Annotated in this window: 19 protein-coding genes; 12 read left to right on the forward strand and 7 right to left on the reverse strand. The window is 70.8% G+C overall.

Annotated elements, in window-relative coordinates:
- The first annotated feature begins 110 nt into the window (after positions 1 to 110).
- From AC1MEY_RS04845 to AC1MEY_RS04865, 5 genes are read left to right on the forward strand one after another with little or no spacing between them, the layout of a single operon-like run.
- Positions 111 to 638 carry a thioesterase family protein gene (locus AC1MEY_RS04845; RefSeq protein WP_480229587.1) on the forward strand — a complete coding sequence of 176 codons (528 nt, stop codon included), beginning with the start codon at positions 111 to 113 and terminating at the stop codon, positions 636 to 638.
- Positions 635 to 2,125 (forward strand): flavin-containing monooxygenase, encoded by a 1,491-nt coding sequence (locus tag AC1MEY_RS04850; RefSeq protein WP_480229588.1) that lies wholly within the window; start codon positions 635 to 637, stop codon positions 2,123 to 2,125. Before AC1MEY_RS04845 ends, AC1MEY_RS04850 begins: the two co-directional genes overlap by 4 nt.
- Entirely contained in the window at positions 2,122 to 3,882 is a 1,761-nt protein-coding gene (locus tag AC1MEY_RS04855; protein WP_480229589.1) for an alpha/beta fold hydrolase, read from the forward strand. Before AC1MEY_RS04850 ends, AC1MEY_RS04855 begins: the two co-directional genes overlap by 4 nt.
- 18 nt (positions 3,883 to 3,900) lie before the next feature.
- Positions 3,901 to 4,722 (forward strand): SDR family NAD(P)-dependent oxidoreductase, encoded by an 822-nt coding sequence (locus AC1MEY_RS04860; protein WP_480229590.1) that lies wholly within the window; start codon positions 3,901 to 3,903, stop codon positions 4,720 to 4,722.
- Between the two features lie 36 nt (positions 4,723 to 4,758).
- Positions 4,759 to 5,931 (forward strand): PucR family transcriptional regulator, encoded by a 1,173-nt coding sequence (locus AC1MEY_RS04865; RefSeq protein ID WP_480229591.1) that lies wholly within the window; start codon positions 4,759 to 4,761, stop codon positions 5,929 to 5,931.
- Here AC1MEY_RS04865 and AC1MEY_RS04870 read toward each other — a convergent pair.
- Both AC1MEY_RS04870 and AC1MEY_RS04875 read right to left on the reverse strand, forming a co-directional pair.
- Positions 5,860 to 6,741 carry a short-chain dehydrogenase/reductase gene (locus AC1MEY_RS04870; protein WP_480229592.1) on the reverse strand — a complete coding sequence of 294 codons (882 nt, stop codon included), beginning with the start codon at positions 6,739 to 6,741 and terminating at the stop codon, positions 5,860 to 5,862. The genes AC1MEY_RS04865 and AC1MEY_RS04870 overlap by 72 nt on opposite strands.
- 123 nt (positions 6,742 to 6,864) lie before the next feature.
- Positions 6,865 to 7,935: an alpha/beta hydrolase gene (locus tag AC1MEY_RS04875; protein ID WP_480229593.1), complete on the reverse strand. Its 1,071-nt coding sequence runs from the start codon at positions 7,933 to 7,935 to the stop codon at positions 6,865 to 6,867.
- Between the two features lie 162 nt (positions 7,936 to 8,097).
- Between AC1MEY_RS04875 and AC1MEY_RS04880 the strand changes: the two genes are divergently transcribed.
- The gene (locus tag AC1MEY_RS04880; protein ID WP_480229594.1) at positions 8,098 to 9,168 is read left to right on the forward strand and encodes an NAD(P)H-dependent amine dehydrogenase family protein; all 1,071 of its coding nucleotides are present in this window, start codon (positions 8,098 to 8,100) and stop codon (positions 9,166 to 9,168) included.
- Complete coding sequence (locus AC1MEY_RS04885; RefSeq protein WP_480229595.1) at positions 9,165 to 9,968, forward strand: glucose 1-dehydrogenase; 804 nt, start codon at positions 9,165 to 9,167, stop codon at positions 9,966 to 9,968. The genes AC1MEY_RS04880 and AC1MEY_RS04885 overlap by 4 nt, the downstream gene beginning before the upstream one ends.
- 18 nt (positions 9,969 to 9,986) lie before the next feature.
- On the opposite strand, the gene AC1MEY_RS04890 is transcribed toward AC1MEY_RS04885, so the two are convergent.
- Positions 9,987 to 10,604, reverse strand: a complete 618-nt coding sequence (locus tag AC1MEY_RS04890; protein WP_480229596.1) for a TetR/AcrR family transcriptional regulator — start codon at positions 10,602 to 10,604, stop codon at positions 9,987 to 9,989.
- 51 nt (positions 10,605 to 10,655) lie between these two features.
- On the reverse strand, positions 10,656 to 11,246 hold the full coding sequence (locus AC1MEY_RS04895) for a TetR/AcrR family transcriptional regulator (RefSeq protein ID WP_480229597.1): 591 nt from the start codon (positions 11,244 to 11,246) through the stop codon (positions 10,656 to 10,658).
- Positions 11,247 to 11,332: 86 nt separating this feature from the next.
- On the opposite strand from AC1MEY_RS04895, the gene AC1MEY_RS04900 reads away from it, so the two are divergent.
- Positions 11,333 to 12,373 carry an NAD(P)-dependent alcohol dehydrogenase gene (locus AC1MEY_RS04900; RefSeq protein ID WP_480229598.1) on the forward strand — a complete coding sequence of 347 codons (1,041 nt, stop codon included), beginning with the start codon at positions 11,333 to 11,335 and terminating at the stop codon, positions 12,371 to 12,373.
- Positions 12,374 to 12,382: 9 nt separating this feature from the next.
- Here the strand turns inward: AC1MEY_RS04900 and AC1MEY_RS04905 are convergent, their stop codons facing one another.
- Positions 12,383 to 13,660, reverse strand: a complete 1,278-nt coding sequence (locus AC1MEY_RS04905; RefSeq protein WP_480229599.1) for an HNH endonuclease — start codon at positions 13,658 to 13,660, stop codon at positions 12,383 to 12,385.
- 98 nt (positions 13,661 to 13,758) lie between these two features.
- Positions 13,759 to 14,814, reverse strand: coding sequence for an NAD(P)-dependent alcohol dehydrogenase (locus tag AC1MEY_RS04910; protein WP_480229600.1), 1,056 nt, complete (start codon positions 14,812 to 14,814; stop codon positions 13,759 to 13,761).
- Positions 14,815 to 15,145: 331 nt separating this feature from the next.
- On the opposite strand from AC1MEY_RS04910, the gene AC1MEY_RS04915 reads away from it, so the two are divergent.
- From AC1MEY_RS04915 to atzF, 4 genes are read left to right on the forward strand one after another with little or no spacing between them, the layout of a single operon-like run.
- On the forward strand, positions 15,146 to 16,048 hold the full coding sequence (locus AC1MEY_RS04915) for an urea amidolyase associated protein UAAP1 (RefSeq protein WP_480229601.1): 903 nt from the start codon (positions 15,146 to 15,148) through the stop codon (positions 16,046 to 16,048).
- Positions 16,045 to 16,680: an urea amidolyase associated protein UAAP2 gene (locus tag AC1MEY_RS04920; RefSeq protein WP_480229602.1), complete on the forward strand. Its 636-nt coding sequence runs from the start codon at positions 16,045 to 16,047 to the stop codon at positions 16,678 to 16,680. Before AC1MEY_RS04915 ends, AC1MEY_RS04920 begins: the two co-directional genes overlap by 4 nt.
- On the forward strand, positions 16,677 to 20,312 hold the full coding sequence (gene uca / locus AC1MEY_RS04925) for an urea carboxylase (RefSeq protein WP_480229603.1): 3,636 nt from the start codon (positions 16,677 to 16,679) through the stop codon (positions 20,310 to 20,312). Before AC1MEY_RS04920 ends, uca begins: the two co-directional genes overlap by 4 nt.
- A gap of 35 nt (positions 20,313 to 20,347) precedes the next feature.
- Positions 20,348 to 22,057 (forward strand): allophanate hydrolase, encoded by a 1,710-nt coding sequence (atzF, locus tag AC1MEY_RS04930; protein ID WP_480231302.1) that lies wholly within the window; start codon positions 20,348 to 20,350, stop codon positions 22,055 to 22,057.
- Here the strand turns inward: atzF and AC1MEY_RS04935 are convergent.
- A complete protein-coding gene (locus tag AC1MEY_RS04935; protein WP_480229604.1) occupies positions 22,030 to 22,716 on the reverse strand; it encodes a TetR/AcrR family transcriptional regulator in 687 nt (228 codons plus the stop codon). The two genes, atzF and AC1MEY_RS04935, sit on opposite strands and share 28 nt — an antisense overlap.
- Between the last annotated feature and the right edge of the window lie 197 nt (positions 22,717 to 22,913).

Consider the following 22,913-nt stretch of genomic DNA (forward strand, 5'->3'; position numbering starts at 1 on the left):
TCGCGTCCGCGCTTGGCGTGTCACCGCAGCCCTGCCGCCGTCGCGGGCCGTCGCCCACGATGGGGTGACCGCCTGGCGACGGCGGTGGGAAGCGGGGCTCGGCGATGGTCATGATGATCCGCTGGCTGTTGCGCATGGTCAGGTTCGGGGCCCCGGCCGTGGTGGGCCATCCGCTCGACACCGGTTTCCGGGTTCAGGTGGTCGATCTGGATGTCCTCCTGCACATGACCAACGGGCGGTACCTGTCGATCCTCGACGCCGCCCGCATCTCCTACTACGCCCGCACCGGCCTGTGGCGGCAATTCCGCACGCTAGGTTGGAGTCCCGTGGTGACCGCGCAGACGATCACCTACCGGCGTTCCCTTCGATTGGGGTGCCGTTACCGGGTGCGTACGGTCCTGGTGGGCACCGACGAGAAGAACCTGTACTTCGAGCAGACCTTCCATGGCGCCGGCGTCGAGTACGCCACCGCTCTCGTGTCGGTTCGCCTGATGGAGCGGTCCGGCGCGTCGGTGCGGCCCCGGGACGTCCTCGCGCTCGACGCCACGTTCGCCCTGCCCGATCACCTCCCGGCCGCCGTCGCGGCGTGGTCTGAATTCTCCCGACACCACGACACACGGATTGCGAGACGAACATGACGGCCCTCGACGCCGGCACCACCCCCGCGCACCATGCCCTCGCGATCATCGGGTCGGGCTTCGCGGGAATCGGTGCGGCGATCCGGCTCGAGAAACTGCACGGCGGCAGCGTGGTGATCTATGAGCGCGCCGAGACGCTCGGTGGCGTATGGCGAGACAACGACTATCCGGGCGCGGCCTGTGACGTGCAGAGCCTGCTCTATTCGTTCTCGTTCGCCCCCAGCCACCGGTGGCGCCACACGTTCGCCCGCCAGCCCGAGATCCGCGCGTACCTGGAACGGGTGGCGCGTGAGAACGGGTTGCTCCCGCGGCTGCGGACCGGCTGCGCGGTGACGTCGCTTTCTTGGGACCCCGAGGCGGCGCGCTGGATACTCGAGACCGAGCGCGGCACCTCCACCGCCGACCACGTCGTTCTCGCCACCGGATCACTGGCCAATCCCGCGCTACCGGCCATCGACGGGATCGAGTCGTTCACCGGACCGATGTTCCACTCCTCGCAGTGGAATCACGACACCGATCTGACGGGCAAGCGGGTGGCCGTCGTGGGCACCGGGGCCTCGGCCATCCAGTTCGTCCCGAGGATTCAGCCGGTCGTCGGATCGCTGACGCTGTTCCAGCGCACCGCTCCGTGGGTCATGCCGCGCAACGATCAACCGATCTCGTCGACGAAACGCGCTCTGCTGCGGGCGCTTCCCGGATACCAGCGGGCGCTCCGAGCGCTCATCTACGCCCAGCGGGAGATCAAGCTCCTCGCGTTCCGTCATCCGGTCCTGATGGCGATCGGGGAGAAGGAGGGCCGTGCCCACCTGGCGCACGCGGTGAGCGACCCCGCGTTGCGGGAGAAGCTCACGCCCGACTACCGCATGGGATGCAAGCGAATACTGCTCTCCGACGAGTACTACCCGGCGCTCGCGCAACCGAACGTGAACGTCGAGACCGTCGGCGTCGCGCGGGTGACCGCTGACGGCGTCGTCGACGGGAACGGCGTCGCCCACGACGTCGACGCGATCATCTTCGGCACCGGCTTCGACACCAGCCGGCTGCCCCTGACCGACCGGGTCTTCGACGCCCGCGGGCGGTCGATGGCGGAGACCTGGGGCGACAGCCCCCGCGCCTACCTGGGCACGACGGTCGCGGGCTTCCCCAACCTGTACCTGATGCACGGACCCAACATCGCGCTCGGTCATACCTCGGTCATCATGATGTTCGAATCGCAGTTGCACTACGTCGAACGCGCCATGGCCCATGCGATCCGATCCGGCGGGACCGTCGAACCGACCGTCGAGGCGCAGGCCGACTACGCGAACGACATCGACGCCCTCACCGACGGGACGGTGTGGACCAGTGGCGGATGCTCGAGCTGGTACCTCGATCCGGCCGGCCGCAACAGCAACCTGTGGCCGGGCAGCATCCTCGGATACCGCAGCCGTGCCATCAGATTCGATGGTGCACGACACCAGACCCAGCCCGCCGTGGTGTCGCGATGACGAACGCGGTGGTCCTGCTGCACGGCCTGGGCGGATCCCCGGCGACCTGGGACCGGGTGCGCCCACTCCTGCACGCGACGGTCCTGGCGCCCGCGGTGGCCGGCAGCGCGTCGATCGAACGGGATGCGCTGGAAGTGGCACGCGCCATCCGCGCGGCCGGAACCGTCCCCGCTACGGTGGTGGGTCACTCGCGGGGAGGGCTGGTCGCAACGGCGCTCGCCGAGCAGTACCCGTCACTGGTCTCGCGGTTGGTCCTGGTGTCGACACCACCCACCGCGGCCAGCCGGCTCACGGCCCGCTCGCTGTCCGAGCGAATCTTGCGGGCGCCCCTGCTGGGCGGAGCGGTGTGGAAGGCGTTGCCGCTCACCCGTTTGCGACGCGGTCTGCGATCGGCCTTCGCGCCTGGCGGCGCCGTGCCGGACTTCGCCGTGCGGGACCTGCGGGACACCGGCCTGCGCCGCTTCGTGACCTCGACCTCGGCGATCGACGACTACCTCGACGATCGACCCCTCGACGAGCGGTTGGCGGCTTTGACCTGCCCGGTGAGCGTCGTCTACGGACTGGACGACCGCCGCGTCGACCCCGCGGCGATGGCCCGGTCGGCGTCCGCTCCCGGCGTCGCGGCCTTCCCGCTGCACCGCGAAGGGCACGGAGCGCCATGGAGTTCCGCCGGTGCCGTCGCCGACGTCATCATCGGCACCGCGCGTCCGTCCGCGCCCGTGCACCCGACAGCGCGGATGGTGCCCCGTCTCGAACCGGTTCGGTGGACGCCACCGCGCGCGACTCCGCGCGCCCGAGAGACCGTCAGCGCGGAACCGATGGGCGCCCTCAGGCGCATCGAGCTTCCCGGCCGCGGCCCCGAGGACGTGCGCGTCGATTCGCGCGGGCGCGTGCTGACGGGTCTGGAGGACGGGCGGATCCTGCGCATCACCATCACCGAGGACGACGCCTCAGTCGAGACCCTCGCCGACACGGGTGGGCGTCCGCTGGGGACCACGGTCGTCGACGACGCCACCCTGCTGGTCTGCGACGGCGAACGCGGGCTCCTGCGGGTCGACGTCGACGGCGGCGCCGTCGAGGTGCTGCTCGACCGACTCGACGGCGAACCGATCACATTCGCATCGAACGTCGTTCGCGCCGCGTCGGGCCGGATCTACTTCACGGTGTCCACCCGTCGCTTCGGGTTCCACGACTTCCTCGCAGACCTCATCGAACACTCGGGGACCGGCCGGCTCGCCGTGCTCGAGTGCGACGGCACCGCACGAACCCTCGTCGACGGCCTTCAGTTCGCGAACGGGCTGACGGTGTCCGACGACGAGGATCGCGTGACGGTCGCCGAAACGGGTGCCTTCCGGGTGCGGACGTGGCCGCTCGTCGACGGCGCCGTGGGAGCACCGACGACGGTGATCGACAACCTGCCCGGTTTTCCCGACAACGTGTCGGTGGACGGCGACACGACGTGGGTGGCGATCGCCAATCCGCGCAGTGGGCTGTTCGATCGGGTGGCCGCGTTGCCGGGGGTGATCCGGCGACTGGCCTACCGGCTGCCCGAGACCGTCCGCGCCGGGGTGCCGACGAGCTGGGTCATCGCCGTCGACCCGCACGGTCTGATCGTCCGCGACCTGCAGACCGACACGTCCGAATACTCGATGGTCACCAGCGTCGTGCGACGCGGTTCGGATCTCGTCTTCGGCAGCATCACCGAGTCGGCCCTGGCCGTCGTTCCCCTTCCCGCACGAACCGGCACGGAGAGTTGAGCAATGCACACGTCGTCCTTGACCGATAGCGTCATCGTCATCACCGGGGGCGCAGGCGGTCTGGGTCTTGCGACCGCGGTCCAGTGCTCCGCGCGCGGTGCCGTAGTCGTCCTCCTCGACGTCGACGCCGATGCGCTCGCGAGCGCCGCCCGCTCGGTCCCGGGTCCGTGCGACAGCCACGTGCTGGACGTCACCGACGCGGACGCCTGCCAGCACGTCGTCGATCGAATCACCGCTGAGCGCGGGAGGATCGACGTCGTGTGGGCGAATGCCGGCATCTCCCGATTCGGCCCCATCGACGTGCTTCCCGACGGTGCCTGGAAACGGACGATCGACGTCAACTTGATCGGGGCGCAGAACATCGTCCGGGCCGCGCTGCCGGCCGTCGTCGCGTCGCGAGGGTACGTCGCCTTTACCTGCTCCTGGGCGTCGTTCGCGCACCAGCCGGGGCACGCGGCCTACGCGGCGTCCAAGGCTGGGCTCGAGGCGTTCGCCAATTCTCTGCGTCTGGAACTGTCCGGTACGGGCGTTCGGGTCGGAACGTTTCACCCCGGATGGATCGACACCGCCATGGTCCAGGGCAAGATCGCCCAGCCTGCGTTCGCGGCACTGCTCGCCGCGTTACCGGGCCCCTTCGGGAGGATCACGCCGGCGGACGACATCACGCCGCACTTCGTCCGCGCACTGGAACGCCGGCCGTCGCGCATGGTGTACCCGCGGGCGGGCCGACTCCTCCTGGCCTTCCGTGCCGTCCTCAACACGGCGCCGTTCACCGCGCGCAGTCGCGCCGTCGCACCGGAGATTCGCCGACTGTCGGCGCTGGATGTGCGACCCTCGTGACATCGACGGCGAGACGACGGCGGGAGGGCGGTGACCATGACTGACCGCGATGCCGTACGCGAGAAGGAGATCGCCGGCCGGATCGCGTCGCTGATGTCCGCCGCCGACGTCGAACTGGACGCCGTGGCCGCCGACCTCACGGCGCTGTACCGCACCAGCATCCCGGTCTACGATCAGGTGTCCAGGGACGAGATCGAACGCAACACCCGTGCCGTCCTGGACATCGTCGTGGCCCGGGTGCGAAGCGACTCACCGTCGGTGAACACCCAGGACGTCGTCGAACTCGTCCGGGCATGGGCCGATCAGCGGATTCCGCTGGAACTCGTCGCGCACAGCATTCAGCTGGGTGCGCGTGAACTGTTCAAGCTCGTCCGGCACGAGGCCGCGCACCGGAATCTGTCGTCGGAGTCGATCGACGACATGCAAGACATGATGTGGGACTGGGCGACGTCGTACTCGGCCGCCGTCAGTTCGGTCATGCAGGAGCGCGCGGTCTCCGGCGCGGTCCGCCGTGCCGATCTGATCCGGCAACTCATCGAGGGGTCCTACGTTCCTGCGGCGCTCGAGGACGATGCCCGCGAACACCGCATCGTCCTCGACCACGACTACCATGTGGCCTGCGTCGCGTGGAACGACTCACCCGCGGCGTCCGACGTGCGATCGATGCTGCGGATCCGTTGCGGCACGGCCACTCTGCCGGTGATCGACGCGGTGATCGACCGTCACCTGGTGGCGCTGCTTCCGGTGTCTCCCATGGGTCTGGACGCACGGGTGGCCGTCGGGGTGGGGAATGCGGAGCGGCCGGCCGAGGCAATGGCCTCCTACCGGCGGGCGCGTTATGCACTGGATCTCGCCACCTCATTCGGGAAGACCGGTGTCCTTGACCTGGCTGCGCTCGGACCGCTGCCTCTGCTCGCCCTCGGCGACGATGCCGCCGGTCAGCTCGTGGCCGCGCACCTTTCGCCACTGCTCGAACGGGGCGCGTCCGGTCGCGAGATCATGGACACCGTCGCCACCTATCTCGACAACGATCGCCGCGTCGACGACACGGCTGCTGGACTGTTTTTGCACCGCAACACCGTTCGCAATCGGGTGACCCGGTTCGCCGAACTGACCGGACTCGACACCGACCGGACGTCAGACCTGGTGCTGGCGTGGTGGTTGCTGGTGCGCGAGCGCACGACTCGCGAGGATCCCGCTCTCGAGTGACGGCACCGTCTTCTTCACCCTCGGGCGCAGGATCGCATCCCAGAGTCGGCCGGTGAAGACGCCCCGCACGGTGTCGACGCCGCGCAGCGCGCCGGGCACGTAGACCTTGCGACGACGGCGCACGATGGCGTCGACGAACGCGTCGGCGCAGTCCTCGAGTTCGGTGACGACGTTGAACGGCCAGGGCAGTTGTTCGATCCCCGCCCGGACGGCCTCGATGGAGTGCTGCGAGTCGAACATCGGCGTGCGGACGAACGCGGGATGCGCGACGCCCACGCCGACGCCGCGATGCGCCACCTCCAGGCGCAACCCGCCGCCGAACGCCTCGACGCCGGTCTTGGCTGCGGCATAGGCGGATTGACCGGGCACGTTCTTCAGCGCGGCCGCCGAGGACACCAGCAGGAAGAAGCCGCGCTGAGCCGTCACCGCGGGAAGCGTCGCGTGGACCGTCCGGATGACCCCGATGAGGTTGATCTCGACGATCCTCGCCAACGACTCGACGTCGCTGATGGCCACGGTTCCGGCCTCCGCGATGCCGGCGTTGGCGACCACCACGTCGAGGCATCCGTACTCGGCGAGCACCGCGGCGACCGCGCGTTCGAGCGACGCCGTATCGGTGACGTCCGCGCGCAGCGACAGATGCCGCCCGTGCCGGGAGGTGTCGAGCCCGTTCAGGACCGCCTCGGGTAGCTCGGAGCGGTCGACGAGGACGACGTGCGCGCCCAGTGAGGCGAGTCTGCGGCCGGTCTCGAGGCCGATTCCCGAGGCCCCGCCCGTGATGAGAACGACCTTGCCTGCAATAGACGTCATGGATCCTTGCCTTCGCCTCGTGGAGTCTGCGGTGTCACTCCAGCGTGGCGCGCGGCTCGGCGGGGGGAAAGGGGCACGCGTCCAGGTGGGAGTAGCGCCGTCTGTGCGCGTGCACAGCCCGGCCTACTCGGCCATCGCGGCGACCCCGCCGGTCAACCAGGCGCGCAGACGCCGAATCGCCCGAACACCGTCGGGCGTCCCCGGACGGTTCAGCACCGCGTGCTCGGATTCGGCGAAGACGTCGTGCCACAGGGGGATTCCGGCGTCGCGCAACCGTGCGACGTACGGTTCGCTGCTCCGGCGCAGCGAGTCGCGTCCGCAGGTGAGCACGTAGGTCGCGGGCATCCCGACCGGGTCGGCGAGGGCCGGCGACACGTGGGGGTCGTCCCAGGACGCCTCGCCTGCCCAGTTCGCGAACTCGTCGGTCAGCCACTGCTCGGGCACCTCCTGCGTCCGAGCCAGGGCGTCGACCATGTGCGGCTGGGCCGGCGGGAGTCGGCCCTCCAGTTGCGGGTAGGCGAGGTAGAGCGAGGCGGGCAGTGGTTCGCCGGCGTCGCGGAGGCGGAGGATCGCGCCCACGGTGAGGCAGCCACCGGCGCTGGCACCGCCGAGATGCAGATCGGCGGGGGACACCCCGAGTGCGTCGGCGTGCTCGACGGCCCAGTGCCACGCGTCGAGCACGTCGTCCAGCGGAGTCGGGTAGTGGATGCCGCCGTAGCACTTGCGGTAGTCGACCGACAGCACGGCGATGCCCGCGGCGGCGAGTTCGATGGCGGGCCAGTGCGCTTCCCTCTGGTCCAGGCTGCCCACGACGAACGCGCCGCCATGGACCCAGACGAGGGCCGCGGGGACGGCGGCGGTCCCGGTCGCCGGCGAATACAGCCGGGCCCGCACGGCCCCCTGCGGCCCGAGCGAGAAGTCCCGTGTGCGCACCGCCGCCAGCGTGGGCCGCTCGCGCAGTAGCCGGCCCTGCCATCGCGTTCCGTCGGGCGCGCCGTCGGCGGCCCGTAGGAGCCGGAGGACGTCGGGAAGCGGGGGCGGGTTCTCGCCCACCGCATCCACCACTCGATCGAGCACCCGCTCACGGACCGGCGCGGGCAGCGCCTTGATCACGCGGATGCCGTAGCCGAGGGCGGCGAAGCGGACGCGTCCCCTCGGCTCCGACGGCGACGATCGGGCCGGCGTGGGAGACACGAATTGCTCCGTTCCTCGTCGTCGGGCGGTATGACCGGGCGGGTCACCCTGCAAGGTAGTGCGGCCCAGCGACCATTCCCGGGGCAGGTGACCAAGGCGACACCCGGATATGACAGCAACAGCGATCTTGACAGTCACTCTCATACGAGCTTTGAATGGGCCATGGCGATTCGAGTGGTGCAGTGGGCAACGGGTGGGGTCGGCAAGGCGGCCATCGAGGCGGTGCTGGCCCATCCCGACCTCGAACTGGCGGGTGCGTGGGTGCACTCCGACGCGAAGCACGGCAGGGACGTCGGCGAACTGGTCGGCGTGGAGCCGATCGGCATCGCCGCCACCACCAGCGCCGACGAGATACTCGCCCTCGACGCCGACTGCGTGGTCTACAGCCCGCTGCTCCCCAACGAGGACGAGGTGGTGGCGCTCCTGCGGTCCGGCAAGAACGTGGTCACACCGGTGGGCTGGGTGTACCCGGATCTGGAGAACTGCGGAGCCATCCTCGAGGCCTGCGCCGAGGGGCGTAGCACGCTGCACGGCACGGGGATTCACCCCGGCGGCATCACCGAGCGGTTCCCGCTGATGGTGTCGGCGCTGACCGCCGGCGTCACCCACGTGCGCTCGGAGGAGTTCAGCGACATCCGCACCTACAACGCACCCGACGTCGTGCGACACATCATGGGCTTCGGCGTGCCGCCCGAGGAGGCGATGGCGGGCCCGATCGTCGGCCTGCTGGGCGCCGGGTTCAAGGCGTCGGTGCGGATGATCGTGACGGAGATGGGATTCGACGTCGATCCCGACCTCGAGACCGTGCAGGAGGTGGCGGTCGCCACCCAGCCGATCGATACGCCGGTGGGCGTCATCGAGCCCGGTCAGGTGGCCGCGCGAAAGTTCCACTGGCGGGCCCTCGTGGACGGCACGCCGGTGGTCACCGCCAGCGTCAACTGGTTCATGGGGGAGGAGCACTTCGACCCGGCGTGGGACTTCGGGCCGCAGGGCGAGCGATTCGAGATCGAGATCAGCGGCGAGCCGGACGTATTGGTGACGTTCAAGGGCCTGCAACCCGACACCATCGAGGAGGGGCTGATCCGCAACCCCGGCATCGTCGTCACCGCCAATCACTGCGTCAGTGCCATCCCCTACGTGGTGGCGGCGGAACCGGGCATCAAGACCTACCTCGACCTGCCGCTGCTGGCCGGCCGTGCGGCGCCTCGGTTCGGACGGGGTCGGGCGTCGTGATCCTCGACGACTTCCGGCTCGACGGTCGCGTCGCGGTCGTCACCGGTGCCGGGCAGGGCATCGGTCGCGGCATCGCGATCGGGCTCGCCGAGGCCGGCGCGAGCGTCGTGATCGGCGCGCGTACCGCTGCCGATCTCGACGAGGTGGTCGCCCGCGTCGAGGAGGCGGGTGGCACCGCGACCGCCGTCGTGACGGACGTCCTCGTGGACGAGGACCGGCGACGCCTCGTGGATTCGGCGGTGCAGCAGTACGGCCGCCTCGATGTCCTGATCAACAACGCCGGCGGCACGGGCCCGCGGCCGGCGATGGCGACGTCGGAGCGGTTCTTCGACATGGCGATGAAGTTCAACGTCACCTCGCCGTTCCTGATGAGCCAGCTGGCCGCGCAGGCGATGGTGGACACCGCGGGCAGCGGGGCCATCGTCAACATCTCCTCGCGTGCGTCGGACATGGTCCTCGGCGCGTTCACCGCCTACGGTGCCGGCAAGGCTGCGCTCAACCAGATGACCCGGAACCTGGCGGCGGAGTTCGCGCCCCTGGTGCGGGTGAACGGGATCATCGTCGGCGGCGTCGCCACGCAGGGACTCGAGGTCGTGCTGACCAACGACGAACTGCGGGCCCAGTTCGAGGCCAACACCCCGATGGGCAGACCGGGGACGCCGCGTGACATCGCCTGTGCGGCGCTGTATCTGGCCTCGCCCGCGTCGGCGTGGGTCACCGGCAAGCTGCTCCACGTCGACGGTGGTTGCGAGCGCCCCGCGATGGACGTGCCCGTCCCGCGGTTGCGCCCCAGTTCCTGACGCCGGCCGTCGCGGGAGTCAGCGCCGGTGCGCGACCTGATCGAGGGCCTGCTCGGTGAGTTCGTGCAGGGATTCGCGCTGCCCGTAGCTCAGCCACCACTCGTAGGCGTATTCGACGGCGGCGACGGCGCTGCGGACCAGGACGCCGGCCCGCATGTCGGATGCGACGTCCGCGTGCGGCATGCGCGCCGCGACGGCGCCGATCAGTTCGTCGCACTCCTCGCGGCTCAGCAGGGACGCGCGACGCATTTCGGACGGCGCGGATGCCATTGCCCGGCGCCACGATTCGAGTGTCGCGTCGTCGTCCACGAACTGCGAGGTGCGGGCGAGGATGGCCGCGGCCAGTGAATCGGCGACGTCCTCGTCGAGGGGGCGGGCGTGAAAGTTGGCGACGATCCTTGCTCGCCCCCGCTGCGTCACTCCCAGGAGCAGGTGCTCCTTGCTCGGCACGTGCCGGAAGAACGTACTCGGCGAGATGCCGACCTCCTCGGCGATGGCCTCGGTGGTGACGTTGTCGAAACCCTGTGCGGCGAACAGTCGTAGCGCAGCCTGCTGGATCTCGGCGCGCAGCGCGATGCGTTGCCGCTCGCGCAGTGGCAGCGGGGCGGGGCCGGCATCACCCGGGGTGGTGGGCACGCCGATGAGTCTTCTGACCACGAGAGTCCCTGTCAACGTGACAGGGGGCCGCTAGCTGCGAGGCGGCGCGGCGAAGGCGCGGTGTACCGCCTCGGCCAGCGCCGTCCGGCGGCGATCGTGCACCTTGCGCGGCTCGCGCGGCGATGCCGTCACCTGCAGGGAGGACGGAGACCAGCTCAGTGCGAGCGCGGTGACCATGGACAGCACGTCCACCGGGTCGGATGACGGGTCGACGTGGCCGCTCGCCTGAGCCGCCTCGATGAGCAGGACCTTCTCCGTGTCCCGGCCGTCGGGCAGCAGCGTGCCGGTGGGGTTGCGTTCCAGTCGCATCCACGCGGCGAGCCGGACCATTGCGGGGCGGGCGAGGCAGATGTCGTAGAGGGCCACGGCGTATCCCGGCAGGTCCTGCGCGTCCAGCGGGACCCCGTCGACCAGCCACTCGACGTGGCTCTCGAAGACGGCGTCGAAGAGCTGATCCTTGCTGCCGAAGTACTGGTAGAGCTGCGCCTTGTTGGACTGTGCCGCCGCGACGATCCTGTCCACGCGCGCGCCCGCGATCCCTCGTTCGGCGAACTCGGAGGTGGCGGCGTCCATCAGCCGCTGACGGGTCGCCTCGCCGCGAGGGGTCGGTGCCGTCTGCATCGGCCGAGTGTAAACCGACTGGTTGGTCTAGCGCTCCGGAACTGGCGTACGATAAACAGACTAGTTGGTTTACTTGAGGAGTCACGATGGCGCGACGAGTACGAGGACTGGCCGCCCCCGCGGCCGACCAGCCGCTGGCGGAATGGGAGTTCGAGCGGCGCGATCTGCGCCCCGACGACGTCGCGGTCCGGGTCACCTACTGCGGCGTGTGTCATACGGACCTGCATGCCTGGCACGGGGAACCCGCCTACGGCAACGCCTTTCCGTTGGTGGCCGGTCACGAGTTCGTCGGCCAGGTGGCCGCGGTCGGCGACGCGGTGCGGGACTTCGCCGTCGGTGACGAGGTCGCGGTCGGCAACATCGTCGACTCCTGCGGGGTGTGCCACATGTGCGTCGGCGGGCACGAGCAGTTCTGCGTCGAGTTCCCCACCCTCACCTACGGCGGTGTCGACAGGCGCGACGGTCGTCCCACCCACGGCGCGTACTCCACGGAGTACGTCGTGACCGAGGGGTTCGTCTACCACCTGCCCGAGGGGCTCGATCCGGCCGGCGTCGCGCCGCTCATGTGTGCAGGCGTCACAGTGTGGGAACCGCTGGAGCAGTGGGGGATCGGGCCCGGCATGACCGTCGGTGTCGTCGGGCTGGGTGGCCTCGGCCATCTCGCCGTCAAGTTCGCCGTGGCCCTCGGTGCCGACGTCGACCTGTTCACGACGTCACCGGGCAAGGCCGACGCGGCACGGCGGCTCGGCGCGCGTCGGGTGGTCGTGTCCACCGACGAGGAGCAGATGGCCGAGGCGCGGGGCCGCTACGACTTCATCATCGACACGGTGGCCGTGGCACACGACGTCTCCGGCTACACGATGGCACTGAGGTTCGGCGGCACGCTGTGTCTGGTGGGCGCCCTGGACCCCACGTCGGTGAACCCGCTGGCGATGCTCGGGCGCAACCTCACCGTCGCGGGCGGTGGCGGCAGGCCGGCCACCCGGCGGATGTTGGAGTTCTGCGGCAAGCACGGCATCACCGCCGACGTCGAGGTGCTGCCCGCATCGGCGGTAGGCGAAGCCTTCGACCGGCTGGCGCGCAACGACGTGGAGTTCCGCTTCAGTCTGGACATGACCGCGCTCTGACGGGCGCGCTCAGGCGGCGCGTCGGGTGGCGATGCGGAATCTGGCGATGTCCATGTAGCGGACGGTGATGGTGGGGCGGCCGGGTGGTGGTGGTGCTTGGGAGCAGTGGGTGGCGCCGGTGGGTGTGGTGAGTTCGGTTGTATGGCAGCCGTTCTCGACGGTGGTCGTGGTGTTCCAGCCGGGTGCTTCCTTGGCGTAGTTGCAGGCCTCGCAGAGTCCTTGGCCGTTGTCGGCGGTGGTGGGTCCGCCGCGGGCGGCCGGGGTGATGTGGTCGTGGTGGCGGATGGGGGCGTTGCAGTACGGGGTGCGGCAGGTGTCGTCGCGAAGCTCGATGAACCGCGCGAGCCCGGCGGGAAACAGCCGCGCTCGGGATTCCATGGCGACCAGTGCCCCGCTGCGGGGGTGGCGGTAGAGCCGCCGCAGGGTCGCCTGGGAGCGGGCGTCGGCGACGGCGTCGGTGACGAGGTGGCGTGCGACGGCGGCGGGGATGGGTCCGTGGCCGGGGATCCGGGCGGGTTCGGTGTCGCCACCGAGCAGGGTTTCGTCGGTGATGACGAGGTCCACGGTGATGGGGACGGGGACGTCGGCGGGGCGGCCGGTGACGCGTTCGACGAGGGTGTCGGCCATGACGTGTCCGCGTCCGCGGCCGTCGCCGCAGGTGTCGGCTTCGCGCTTGAGTGCGGCGTAGCCCGAGACGCCCGGGGTGAGGGGCAGGAGGGCGGTGGCCCAGACCATGCCGTCGGCGGCGGGCCGGAGCCAGAATCCGCGTTCGCCGGGTGCCTTGGTGGCGCGGTCGACGACGGCGTGCGGGTCGAGGCGGTAGGCGATCTTCTTGGCGTCCGCGGCGATGCGCTTGTCGCCCTTGCCCGCCAACGCTGCCAGATCACTGCACAGTTCGGCGTCCAGCGCCCTGCGGTCCTCCACGTCCAGGCAGGCCGACTCGCGCACGATCAGGGTGGCCCGCCATTCGGAGAGGACACCCTGCTCCAGCGCGGCCAACGTGTACGGCATCTCGTGGACGAGGGCGCGGGCGAACCCGAGGTGCCGGCCACCCATGGTGGGGGAGTCGTGGCGGGCCAACGCGACTTCTGAGGCCAGGCCCTTGCCGCGCTTGGACGCCGGGACGCCGCGCTCGGCCTCGGCGGCGCGACGTATCCCGTCGAGGGCGGCGGTGGCCCGGGCTTGTGCGGCGGCGGCGGTGCACTTGAGGCGTTCCAGCCGTTCGATGTGCTCGATGAGGCCGGCCTCGTCCACCGAGGTGGGGTCGAAGTCCAGCACGTCGAACATGTGTTCGATACTACCGCCGCCCACCGACACGTCCCCCCGCCAACGACGACGCGGGGGGGGTCCCCGGAGGAACCCCGCCCGCGCAGCAGTCGGAAGGACTAAATGGTCGAGTTGTCGATCACGAAGCGGTAGCGCACGTCGCTCGCGAGCATCCGCTCGTAGGCCTCGTTCACGTACGACGCGTCGATGACCTCGATCTCGGGCGCGACGTCGTGCTCGGCGCAGAAGTCCAGCATCTCCTGGGTCTGCGCGATGCCGCCGATCAACGAACCCGAGAGGCTCCGGCGCCCGAAGATCAATGCGCCCGCGGGCACCGGCATCGGCTTCTCGGGCATGCCGAGTTCCACCAGCGTGCCGTCGAGCTTGAGCAGGCCGAGGTAGTCGGACATGTCGAGGTTGGCCGACACGGTGTTGATGATGAGGTCGAACGAGCCGCGCAGCTTCTTGAACGTGTCGGTGTCGCTGGTGGCGTAGTACTCGGAGGCACCCAGGCGGAGCCCGTCTTCCATCTTCTTCAGCGACTGGCTCAGGACCGCGACGTCGGCGCCGAGCGCCTTGGCGATCTTCACCGCGAGGTGGCCGAGGCCACCCAGTCCGATGACGGCCACGCGCTTGCCCGGGCCTGCACCCCAGTGGCGCAGCGGCGAGTAGGTGGTGATGCCGGCGCACAGCAGCGGTGCGGCCTTGTCCAGCGGAATCGACTCCGGGATGCGCAACACGTAGTTCTCGTCGACGACGATCGCGTCGCTGTAGCCACCCTGGGTGGGCTTGCCGTCGCGGCCGATGCCGTTGTAGGTGCCGATCATGCCGGGGTTGGTGCAGTACTGCTCCTCGCCGGACTTGCAGTTGTCGCACTCGCGACAGGAGTCGACGAAGCAGCCGACGCCGACGTGGTCACCCACGGCGTACTTGGTGACGTCGGAGCCGACCTCGGTGACGACACCGGCGATCTCGTGGCCCGGGACGATCGGGTAGGTGACGTCGCCCCACTCGCCGCTGACGGTGTGCAGGTCGGAGTGGCAGATGCCGGCGAACTTGATGTCGATGGCCACCTCGGCCGGTCCGACGTCGCGGCGCTCGACTGTGGTGCGCGTCAAGGGGGCGTCGGAGCCCCAGGGGGCGGTGGCGGCATATGCGTTAACGGTCGTGGTCATGTCTTCTACGTGCCTCTTCGCTTCCATCTTCAAACGGGATCTTCGCCACACTGTTAGCGAAGGTAATGAAAAAGGGCGCAGCATCGAGCCCCGTACGTGCTTCAACGGCAGATCGCGGGGGTTTTAGTCCCGCAATCCCATTCTCGCCCGTTCACGCTGGTGGCGCACGGTGACGGCTACGGCCGGGAGGGCCGCGGGCCGGGGGCGCGACGTGGACGGCCCGGAATACCTGTCACATGACAGACACACCCGTCGCGCGTTGTTAACGAGTCCGCCGAGATCGGTTACACGGGGGCAACCACCGGAGCCCGAGAACCCCGAAAACTGTCGGATGACAGAAATCGATCGCACGGGAACCGGAGGTGTCGTGACCAGCGATCTCACCAGCCAATCGGCCACCGCCACCACGGCGGGCGCCAAGGCCCACGCTCGAGCCCAGCACGGACTGGTGGCCGACGAGATGCGGCACGTCCCCGCGACGGTCAGTCCGACCGCGCCGCAGGACGTCCCGGCCGGCTCCCTGACGTGGTCGGAAACCGTTGCGGCGGGCGGATACTCGACCGCAGTGCTGGCGCGGGGCACCCGGATCCGGCTGACCGACGCCGTCGGCGATGCCTGCGCCCACCTGATGCTGCACCGCGCGGACGGAGCGCACGAGCGGCTGAACGTCGCCGACACCGTCAAGGTCCCGTGGCAGGCCTACCTCGGCGCGGGACATCCGCTGCTGAGCGGCTTCGGCCGGGTATTGGCGACCGTGGTCGCCGACACCTCCGCCGCACACGACGCCCTCGCCGGCACCACCACGCGAGCGGGCAACGAGGCCAGGTACGGCGCCGCGGCGCCCGAATCGCCATCCCCGGCGGGACGCGAGCTGCTCCTGCTCGGCGCGCTCAAACACGGCCTGGGACCGCGGGACCTACCCGGGACGGTCTCGTTCTTCAAGGGCGTCCGCGTCGACGCCGACGGGTCGCTGCGGTGGACCGGTTCGGCCGGCCCGGGCGGCACGGTCGACCTCCTGCTCCACGTCGACGCCATCGTCCTGCTCGCGAACACCGCCCACCCCTTGGATCCGCGGCCCGACTTCACGTGTTCGCCGCTGCGCGTGCACGCCTGGCCCGCCCCCACCGACCTCGACCGGCTGACGGCGGGCACCCTCGTCGGACCGCTCGGGCCCGAACACGCTCAGGCCGTCGCCAACACCGACGCCGATCTGGCCGCCCGAGGTGCCCTGTGAGCGCGCTCGTCGCCGGCCGCGTCGTCCTCGACGAACCGGTCGCCGCCCGCGCACCGTGGTCGGCCGTCGTCACCGCCGGGGACGTACTGACGATCGTCGACCTGCACGGCAACCAGGCGGTGGACTGCCTCCTGTACGCGGCCGACGACACCTCGGTGCGCTACTCCGCGCAGGAGACCATCGCGCGGCAGGGCCGGATCGCCCTCACCACGGGATCGGTGCTCCGCGCGGACACGGGTGCCGCACTGATGACCGTCGTCGACGACGAGGTGGGCATCCACGACACCCTCGGCGGCGCCTGCTCCAAGGAGTCGAACACGTTGCGCTACGGCCAGCACACCCGCGCGCAGCACGGCTGCATGGAGAACTTCCTCATCGAGGGCGCGCGCTGGGGTCTCGGTGCGCGCGACCTCGCGAGCAACGTCAACTGGTTCATGAACGTGCCGGTCGACCCCGACGGCGCGCTCGGCATCGTGGACGGACTGTCCGGACCGGGCAAGCGCGTGGCCCTGCGCGCCGACGTCGACACGCTGGTGCTGGTGTCCAACTGCCCGCAGATCAACAACCCGTGCAACGCCTTCGACCCGACGCCCGTGCGCATGATCGTGACCCGGCCGGGCGTGGCCTCGTGAGCGAGACGGTGCTCGTCGCCAACCGCGGCGAGATCGCCGTCCGGCTGGTGCGGGCGGCCCGGGTGCTCGGAATTCGGACGGTGGCGGTGTTCTCCGACGCCGACCGCGGCGCACCCCACGTCCGCCTCGCCGACGACGCCGTGCGGCTGGGCCCTGCCGCACCCAGCGAAAGCTACCTGCGCGCCGACGCCATCGTCGAGGCCGCCATCGCGACCGGCGCCGACATGATCCATCCCGGCTACGGATTCCTTTCCGAGGACGCCGATTTCGCCGAGGCCGTCGAGCGCGCCGGTCTGACCTTCGTCGGCCCCACCCCGCACCAGCTCCGGGTGTTCGGCACCAAGCACACCGCCCGCGCGGCGGCCATCGCGGCAGGCGTCCCGGTGTTCGCCGGGTCGGACCTGCTCGACGGCGCCGACGACGCCGTCGCGGCAGCGCAGACCATCGGCTACCCCGTGATGCTCAAGGCCACCGGCGGCGGCGGTGGCATCGGCATGCAGGTCTGTCGCTCCGCCGACGAGCTGCGCGCCGCGTTCGATCGCGTGACACGCCTCGCGGAGCGCAGTTTCGGTTCGGCCGGGGTGTTCGTCGAGCGGTTCGTCGAGTACGCCCGGCACGTCGAGGTGCAGATCTTCGGCGACGGCGCGGGCCGCATCGTGTCGCTCGGCGACCGCGACTGCTCCCTGCAGCGCCGCAACCAGAAGGTGATCGAAGAGGCCCCGGCGCCGGCACTGCCCGACGACGTTCGGGCGCACCTGCATTCGTCGTCACGCGCGCTGGCGGAGTCGGTCTCCTACCGCTCCGCGGGCACCGTGGAATTCGTCTACGACGCCCGTCGCGGCGAGGCGTCGTTCCTCGAGGTCAACGCGCGGCTGCAGGTCGAGCACCCGGTGACCGAGGCCGTGACCGGCGTCGACCTGGCGGGCTGGATGCTCCGGCTGGCCCGCGGCGAGAAGGACCTGCTGGCAGCCCATCCCGATGGCGCGGTACCCGTCGTCGGCCACGCCGTCGAGGCGCGGATCTACGCCGAGGACCCCTCGCGCGACTACCGGCCGAGCACCGGCACGCTGACCGCGGTCACGTTCCCGTCCGGTGCCGCGGTGCGCGTCGACACCTGGGTGGAGCAGGGCACCGAGGTGTCGGCGTCCTACGATCCGCTGCTCGCCAAGGTGATCACCGTCGCCGCCGACCGCGACGGCGCGCTCGACGCGCTGGGCGACGCGCTGGATCACACGGTGCTGCACGGCATCGAGGTCAACGTCGGCATGTTGCGCGCCGCCGTCGACGTGCCCGCCGTGCGCGCCGCGACGCACAGCACCGCCACCCTCGCCGACGTGACCGACCCTCGCCCGCGGATCACCGTCGAGCGTCCCGGGTTGCTCACCACCGTTCAGGACCTGCCCGGCCGGATCGGCATGTGGGACGTCGGCGTGCCGCCCAGCGGACCGATGGACGACCTGTCGTTCCGGCTCGGCAACCGCGCGCTCGGCAACCCCGACGGCGCGCCCGGTCTGGAGTGCACGGCGTCGGGACCGCAGCTGCGCGTGACGCATCCGACCACGTTCTGCATCACCGGCGCCGACTGCGTCGTGACCGTCGACGGCGTCTCCGTCCCCATGTGGGAGCCCGTCGACGTTCCCGCCGGTGGGCTGCTCGACGTCGGGGCCGCCGAGACCGCGGGCCTGCGGACCTACGTGCTGGTCGCCGGCGGCGTCGACGTCCCCGCCTATCTCGGCAGCGCGTCGACGTTCACGCTCGGCAGGTTCGGCGGGCACGGCGGCCGCCAGCTTGTGGTCGGCGACGTCCTCCGCGCGGCGACGACGGCGACGGGGGAGCGCGCCACCGTCCCGGTCGAGACGCGGCCCGCGATGCCGTCGGACTGGGAACTCGCCGTCACCGAGGGGCCGCACGGGGCTCCGGAGTTCTTCACCCGCGCCGACGTGGACACGCTCTACGACGCCCGTTACCGCGTGCACTTCAACTCGGCGCGCACCGGTGTCCGCCTGGAGGGCCCGCGACCCGAGTGGGCCCGACCCGACGGCGGAGAGGCGGGGCTGCACCCGTCGAACATCCACGACACGGCCTACTCGGTGGGTGCCCTCGACTTCACCGGTGACACCCCGATCCTGCTCGGACCCGACGGACCGAGCCTCGGCGGCTTCACCTGCCCGGTCACCGTCGTCGGGGCCGACCGGTGGAAGCTCGGGCAGCTGCGTCCCGGCGACACGGTCCGGTTCGTGCCCATCCGGGCGGCCGACGCGCCGTCGCGCGGGCACGTCGAGAACGTCTGTGCCGCATGGCCGTTCGTCCCGCGCACCGGTGGGGACGGGGATGACGGCGTTCTCGGCCGCCGCTCGAGCGAGGGTGCGCCCGCCGTCACCTACCGGCGCAACGGCGACGACAACGTGCTCGTCGAGTACGGAGACATGGTGCTCGACCTCGCTCTGCGCGCCCGCGTGCACGCCCTGCACCAGCGACTGCGGTCGGCGCTCGCCGACGGGACGGTAACGGGCATCCTGGATCTCACGCCCGGCATCCGCTCGCTGCAGGTGCACGTCGACCCGGACCGGCTGCCCATGCACCGCCTCCTCGGCCTGCTGTCCGACCTGGAGGACGAGCTGCCCGCCACCTCCGAGCTGGTGGTGCCGAGCCGTTCGGTCCGGCTCCCGCTGTCCTGGGACGATCCGGCCACGCGCGAGGCCATCGCCCGCTACGTCTCGGGCGTGCGGGACGACGCCCCGTGGTGTCCGTCGAACATCGAGTTCATCCGCCGCGTCAACGGTCTGGAGTCCCAGGCCGACGTGATGGACGTCGTATTCGCCGCCGAGTACCTGACCCTGGGGCTCGGCGACGTCTACCTCGGCGCCCCAGTGGCCACGCCGCTCGATCCGCGGCACCGGCTCGTCACCACCAAGTACAACCCGGCGCGCACGTGGACCGCGGAGAACTCGGTCGGCATCGGCGGCGCCTACCTCTGCATCTACGGTATGGAGGGACCGGGCGGCTACCAGTTCGTCGGCCGCACCACCCAGGTCTGGAGCAGGTACCGGCACAGCGCGCCGTTCGAGGCCGGAACCCCATGGCTGCTGCGCTTCTTCGACCGCATCTCCTGGTATCCCGTGTCGGCCGAGGAGTTGCTCGACCTGCGTGCCGACCTCGCGGCGGGGCGCGGGTCGGTGGACGTCACGGACGGCACGTTCTCCCTCGCCGACCACGAACGGTTCCTTGCCGAGAACGCGGCGTCGATCGCGGAGTTCCGCGCCCGGCAGTCGGCGGCCTTCGGTGCCGAACGCGCGGCCTGGGCCGCCGCAGGCGAATTCGATCGCGCGGAACGCGCTCAGGCGCAGGCGATCCCGGTGACGTCCGACCTGGAACTCGGTGACGGCGAGCAGCGGGTGGACGCCCCGTTCGCGTCGAGCGTGTGGCGCGTCGACGTCGAAGTGGGTGACGACGTGGTGGCCGGACAGGCGTTACTGGCATTGGAGGCCATGAAGATGGAGACCGTCGTGACCGCCCCGGCCGACGGGACGGTGGCCCGCGTGCTCGTCCGGGCAGGCAACCAGGTCGACCCGGGCGCGCCGCTGGTGGTCGTCGGGCCGTCGAGCGCCGAGGTCACCGGGATTCCCGCGTGAGCGCGGTCGACCGCGTGCGCGCCACCTACGCTGCGATCGTCGCCGCCGACCGGCCCGAGATCTGGATCACCCTGCGTCCGTTGGCCGATGCGCTCGCCGACGCCGAGGCCGTGGACGCCGCGGTGGCCGCCGGCGCGGAGCTGCCGCTGGCCGGGCTGACCGCGGCGGTGAAGAACAACGTCGACGTGGCAGGTGTGCCCACCACCGCGGGCTGTCCGTCGTACGCCACGGCACCCGCCACCGCCGACGCCACGGCCGTTGCCCGGCTGAAGGAGGCCGGCGCCGTCGTGGTCGGCGCCACGAACCTCGACCAGTTCGCGACCGGTCTGGTGGGGACGCGCAGCCCGCACGGCGCCGTGCGGGATGCCCGCCGCCCCGATCGCATCTCCGGCGGGTCGAGTGCGGGGTCCGCCGTGGCCGTCGCACTCGGCCTCGTCGACGTGGCACTCGGCACCGACACCGCGGGATCCGGCCGCGTGCCCGCGGCACTGCAGGGCATCGTCGGGATCAAGCCGACCTACGGCGTGGTGTCGACCGACGGCGTCGTCCCTGCCTGCCTGTCCTACGACTGCGTGACGGTGTTCGCCCGCGACCTCGACACCGCGGACGCCGCGATGGGCGCGATGGCCGGCGGTCCGGGCACCCGTGCGTTCCCGGCGACCGCGCCGCTGGCCGCGCCCGACGTGCCGGTGGTCGCCGTGCCGCGCGATCTGCCCGCGCTGCCGGAGTCCTGGCGCGCCGCGTTCGGCGCCGCCCGCGACCGGCTCGCAGCGCGCGGGGCGACGCCACGCGACGTCGACCTCGCCCCGTTCCTCGAGGCCGCGCGACTGCTCTACGACGGCGGCCTGGTGGCCGAGAGGCACGACGCGGTAGGCGAATTCGTCGACGCGCACCGCGACGAGGTCGACCCGACGGTGGGGTCGATCATCGCCGCCGCCGGTGCGGTGTCGGCGACGACCCTGCTGCGCGACCGCCGCAGGCTCGACGATCTCGCGGCCATCGCCCTCGCCGGACTCGACGGCTGCGACGCGCTGCTGATACCGACCACCACCGGGCACCCGACGATCGCGGAGGTCGACTCCGATCCGATCGCCGTGAACTCGCGACTCGGCGTCTACACCAACTTCTGCAACCTGATGGACCTGTGTGCGGTCGCCGTGCCGTCAGGTACCGCGGGCGACGACCAGTTCGGCGTGACGGTGGTCGCCAGAGCCGGGGCCGACGCCGTGGCGATGGACGTCGCACGGCTGGTCACCGAACCCGTTCCGTCGGTGGCGGCGCCGGGGGCGGCGGGCACCTCGGGCTCGTCCGCGCCATGGCCCACGCGCGCAGGCCATTCCGCGACGCTGCTCATGGTGGTCGGTGCGCACCTGCGTGGTCAGCCGCTCGCCTGGCAGCTCACCGACCGCGGCGCCCGATGGGCCGGCCCGGCACGCACCGCGCCGCTGTACCGGTTCGCCCGACTCGACACGACGCCACCCAAGCCGGGGCTGGTGCGGGTCGGACCCGAGGAGGGCACGTCGATCGGCGGTGAACTGTGGCTGGTGGGAACCGCGATGCTCGGTGAGTTCCTGGCCGCACTGCCCGCGCCGATGGCGCTGGGCCGGGTGACGCTCGACGACGGCTCGGAGGTCGTCGGCTTCGGGTGCGCGCTCGACGCGTGGCGCGCGGGTGTCGACATCTCGCACTTCGGGAACTGGCCGGCGTACCTGGCGGATCAGGCGTCGGACGCCTCGCGCGTGTAGCGCTCGACCTCGCGAAGGCTGCGTTCGCGCAGAGCCGGGGTGGCCTCGTCGGGGATGCCGAGCACCCGCAGGCAGGCGTCGGCGACGTGGACGGGCAACTCCGAACGCTCCGGACCGCTGGGCACCGTCCACATGTTGACCAGCGACTCGACCAGCCGGAAGGGCAGGTCCGCGGCGGCCAGGTGCACGCCGGTCCGATCGACCACCGCGCTGCTCACCGAGAGGTAGTGCAGTCGCAGACGTTCACGATCCGACCAGAACGGTTCCAGGCCGGCGTCGCGCAGCTCCGGGAGCAAGTACAGCGCACCGAGGTTCCACTGGCCGGACATCAGCTGGTCGCCGTCGAACATGGCGAGCGCATGCAGGTGTTCGGCGGCGGTCAGGGCGGGTTCCGCGCCGAGCAGCGTCGGGATGAACGACAGTGTGGGAGCGACGGTCTGGCTCAGCAGCGCGCAGAGGATGTCGTCCTTGGTCTTGAAGTAGTGGTAGAGCGACGCCTGCCGGACGCCGACCGACTCCGCGATCGACCTCGTCGAGGTGCGCGTATAGCCCAGCGTGGTGAACAATTCCCCTGCGGCGTCGAGGATCTCGTCGCGTGCGGTCGTGCCCGGGCGCCGCTGGGTGTGCAGTCGGGGACGCCCGGCGCGGGTCATCGGCATGCACCCATCGTGGACCATCGACGGCCCGTAACGGAAGCTCCCTGGTTTCTGTCACACGACAGAAACGCGCGATACGCATCGGTTACCTGGGTCGTCAATTGGTTACGCCAGCGACACCCACCGCGCCGCCGGCCCGGGAAAACTGTCAAGTGACAGGCCAGCCGACGGTGTCGTCACAGGCAGGCCACCCCAACTCA

Source organism: Mycobacterium sp. PTI7, from assembly GCF_056679845.1.

Coding starts and splice junctions, on each gene's coding strand:
- AC1MEY_RS04845 (WP_480229587.1), top strand. CDS start 111: ATGATGATCCGCTGGCTGTTGCGCATGGTCAGGTTCGGGGCCCCGGCC.
- AC1MEY_RS04850 (WP_480229588.1), top strand. CDS start 635: ATGACGGCCCTCGACGCCGGCACCACCCCCGCGCACCATGCCCTCGCG.
- AC1MEY_RS04855 (WP_480229589.1), top strand. CDS start 2,122: ATGACGAACGCGGTGGTCCTGCTGCACGGCCTGGGCGGATCCCCGGCG.
- AC1MEY_RS04865 (WP_480229591.1), top strand. CDS start 4,759: ATGACTGACCGCGATGCCGTACGCGAGAAGGAGATCGCCGGCCGGATC.
- AC1MEY_RS04870 (WP_480229592.1), bottom strand. CDS start 6,741: ATGACGTCTATTGCAGGCAAGGTCGTTCTCATCACGGGCGGGGCCTCG.
- AC1MEY_RS04880 (WP_480229594.1), top strand. CDS start 8,098: ATGGCGATTCGAGTGGTGCAGTGGGCAACGGGTGGGGTCGGCAAGGCG.
- AC1MEY_RS04895 (WP_480229597.1), bottom strand. CDS start 11,246: ATGCAGACGGCACCGACCCCTCGCGGCGAGGCGACCCGTCAGCGGCTG.
- AC1MEY_RS04900 (WP_480229598.1), top strand. CDS start 11,333: ATGGCGCGACGAGTACGAGGACTGGCCGCCCCCGCGGCCGACCAGCCG.
- AC1MEY_RS04905 (WP_480229599.1), bottom strand. CDS start 13,660: ATGTTCGACGTGCTGGACTTCGACCCCACCTCGGTGGACGAGGCCGGC.
- AC1MEY_RS04910 (WP_480229600.1), bottom strand. CDS start 14,814: ATGACCACGACCGTTAACGCATATGCCGCCACCGCCCCCTGGGGCTCC.
- AC1MEY_RS04915 (WP_480229601.1), top strand. CDS start 15,146: ATGACAGAAATCGATCGCACGGGAACCGGAGGTGTCGTGACCAGCGAT.
- AC1MEY_RS04935 (WP_480229604.1), bottom strand. CDS start 22,716: ATGCCGATGACCCGCGCCGGGCGTCCCCGACTGCACACCCAGCGGCGC.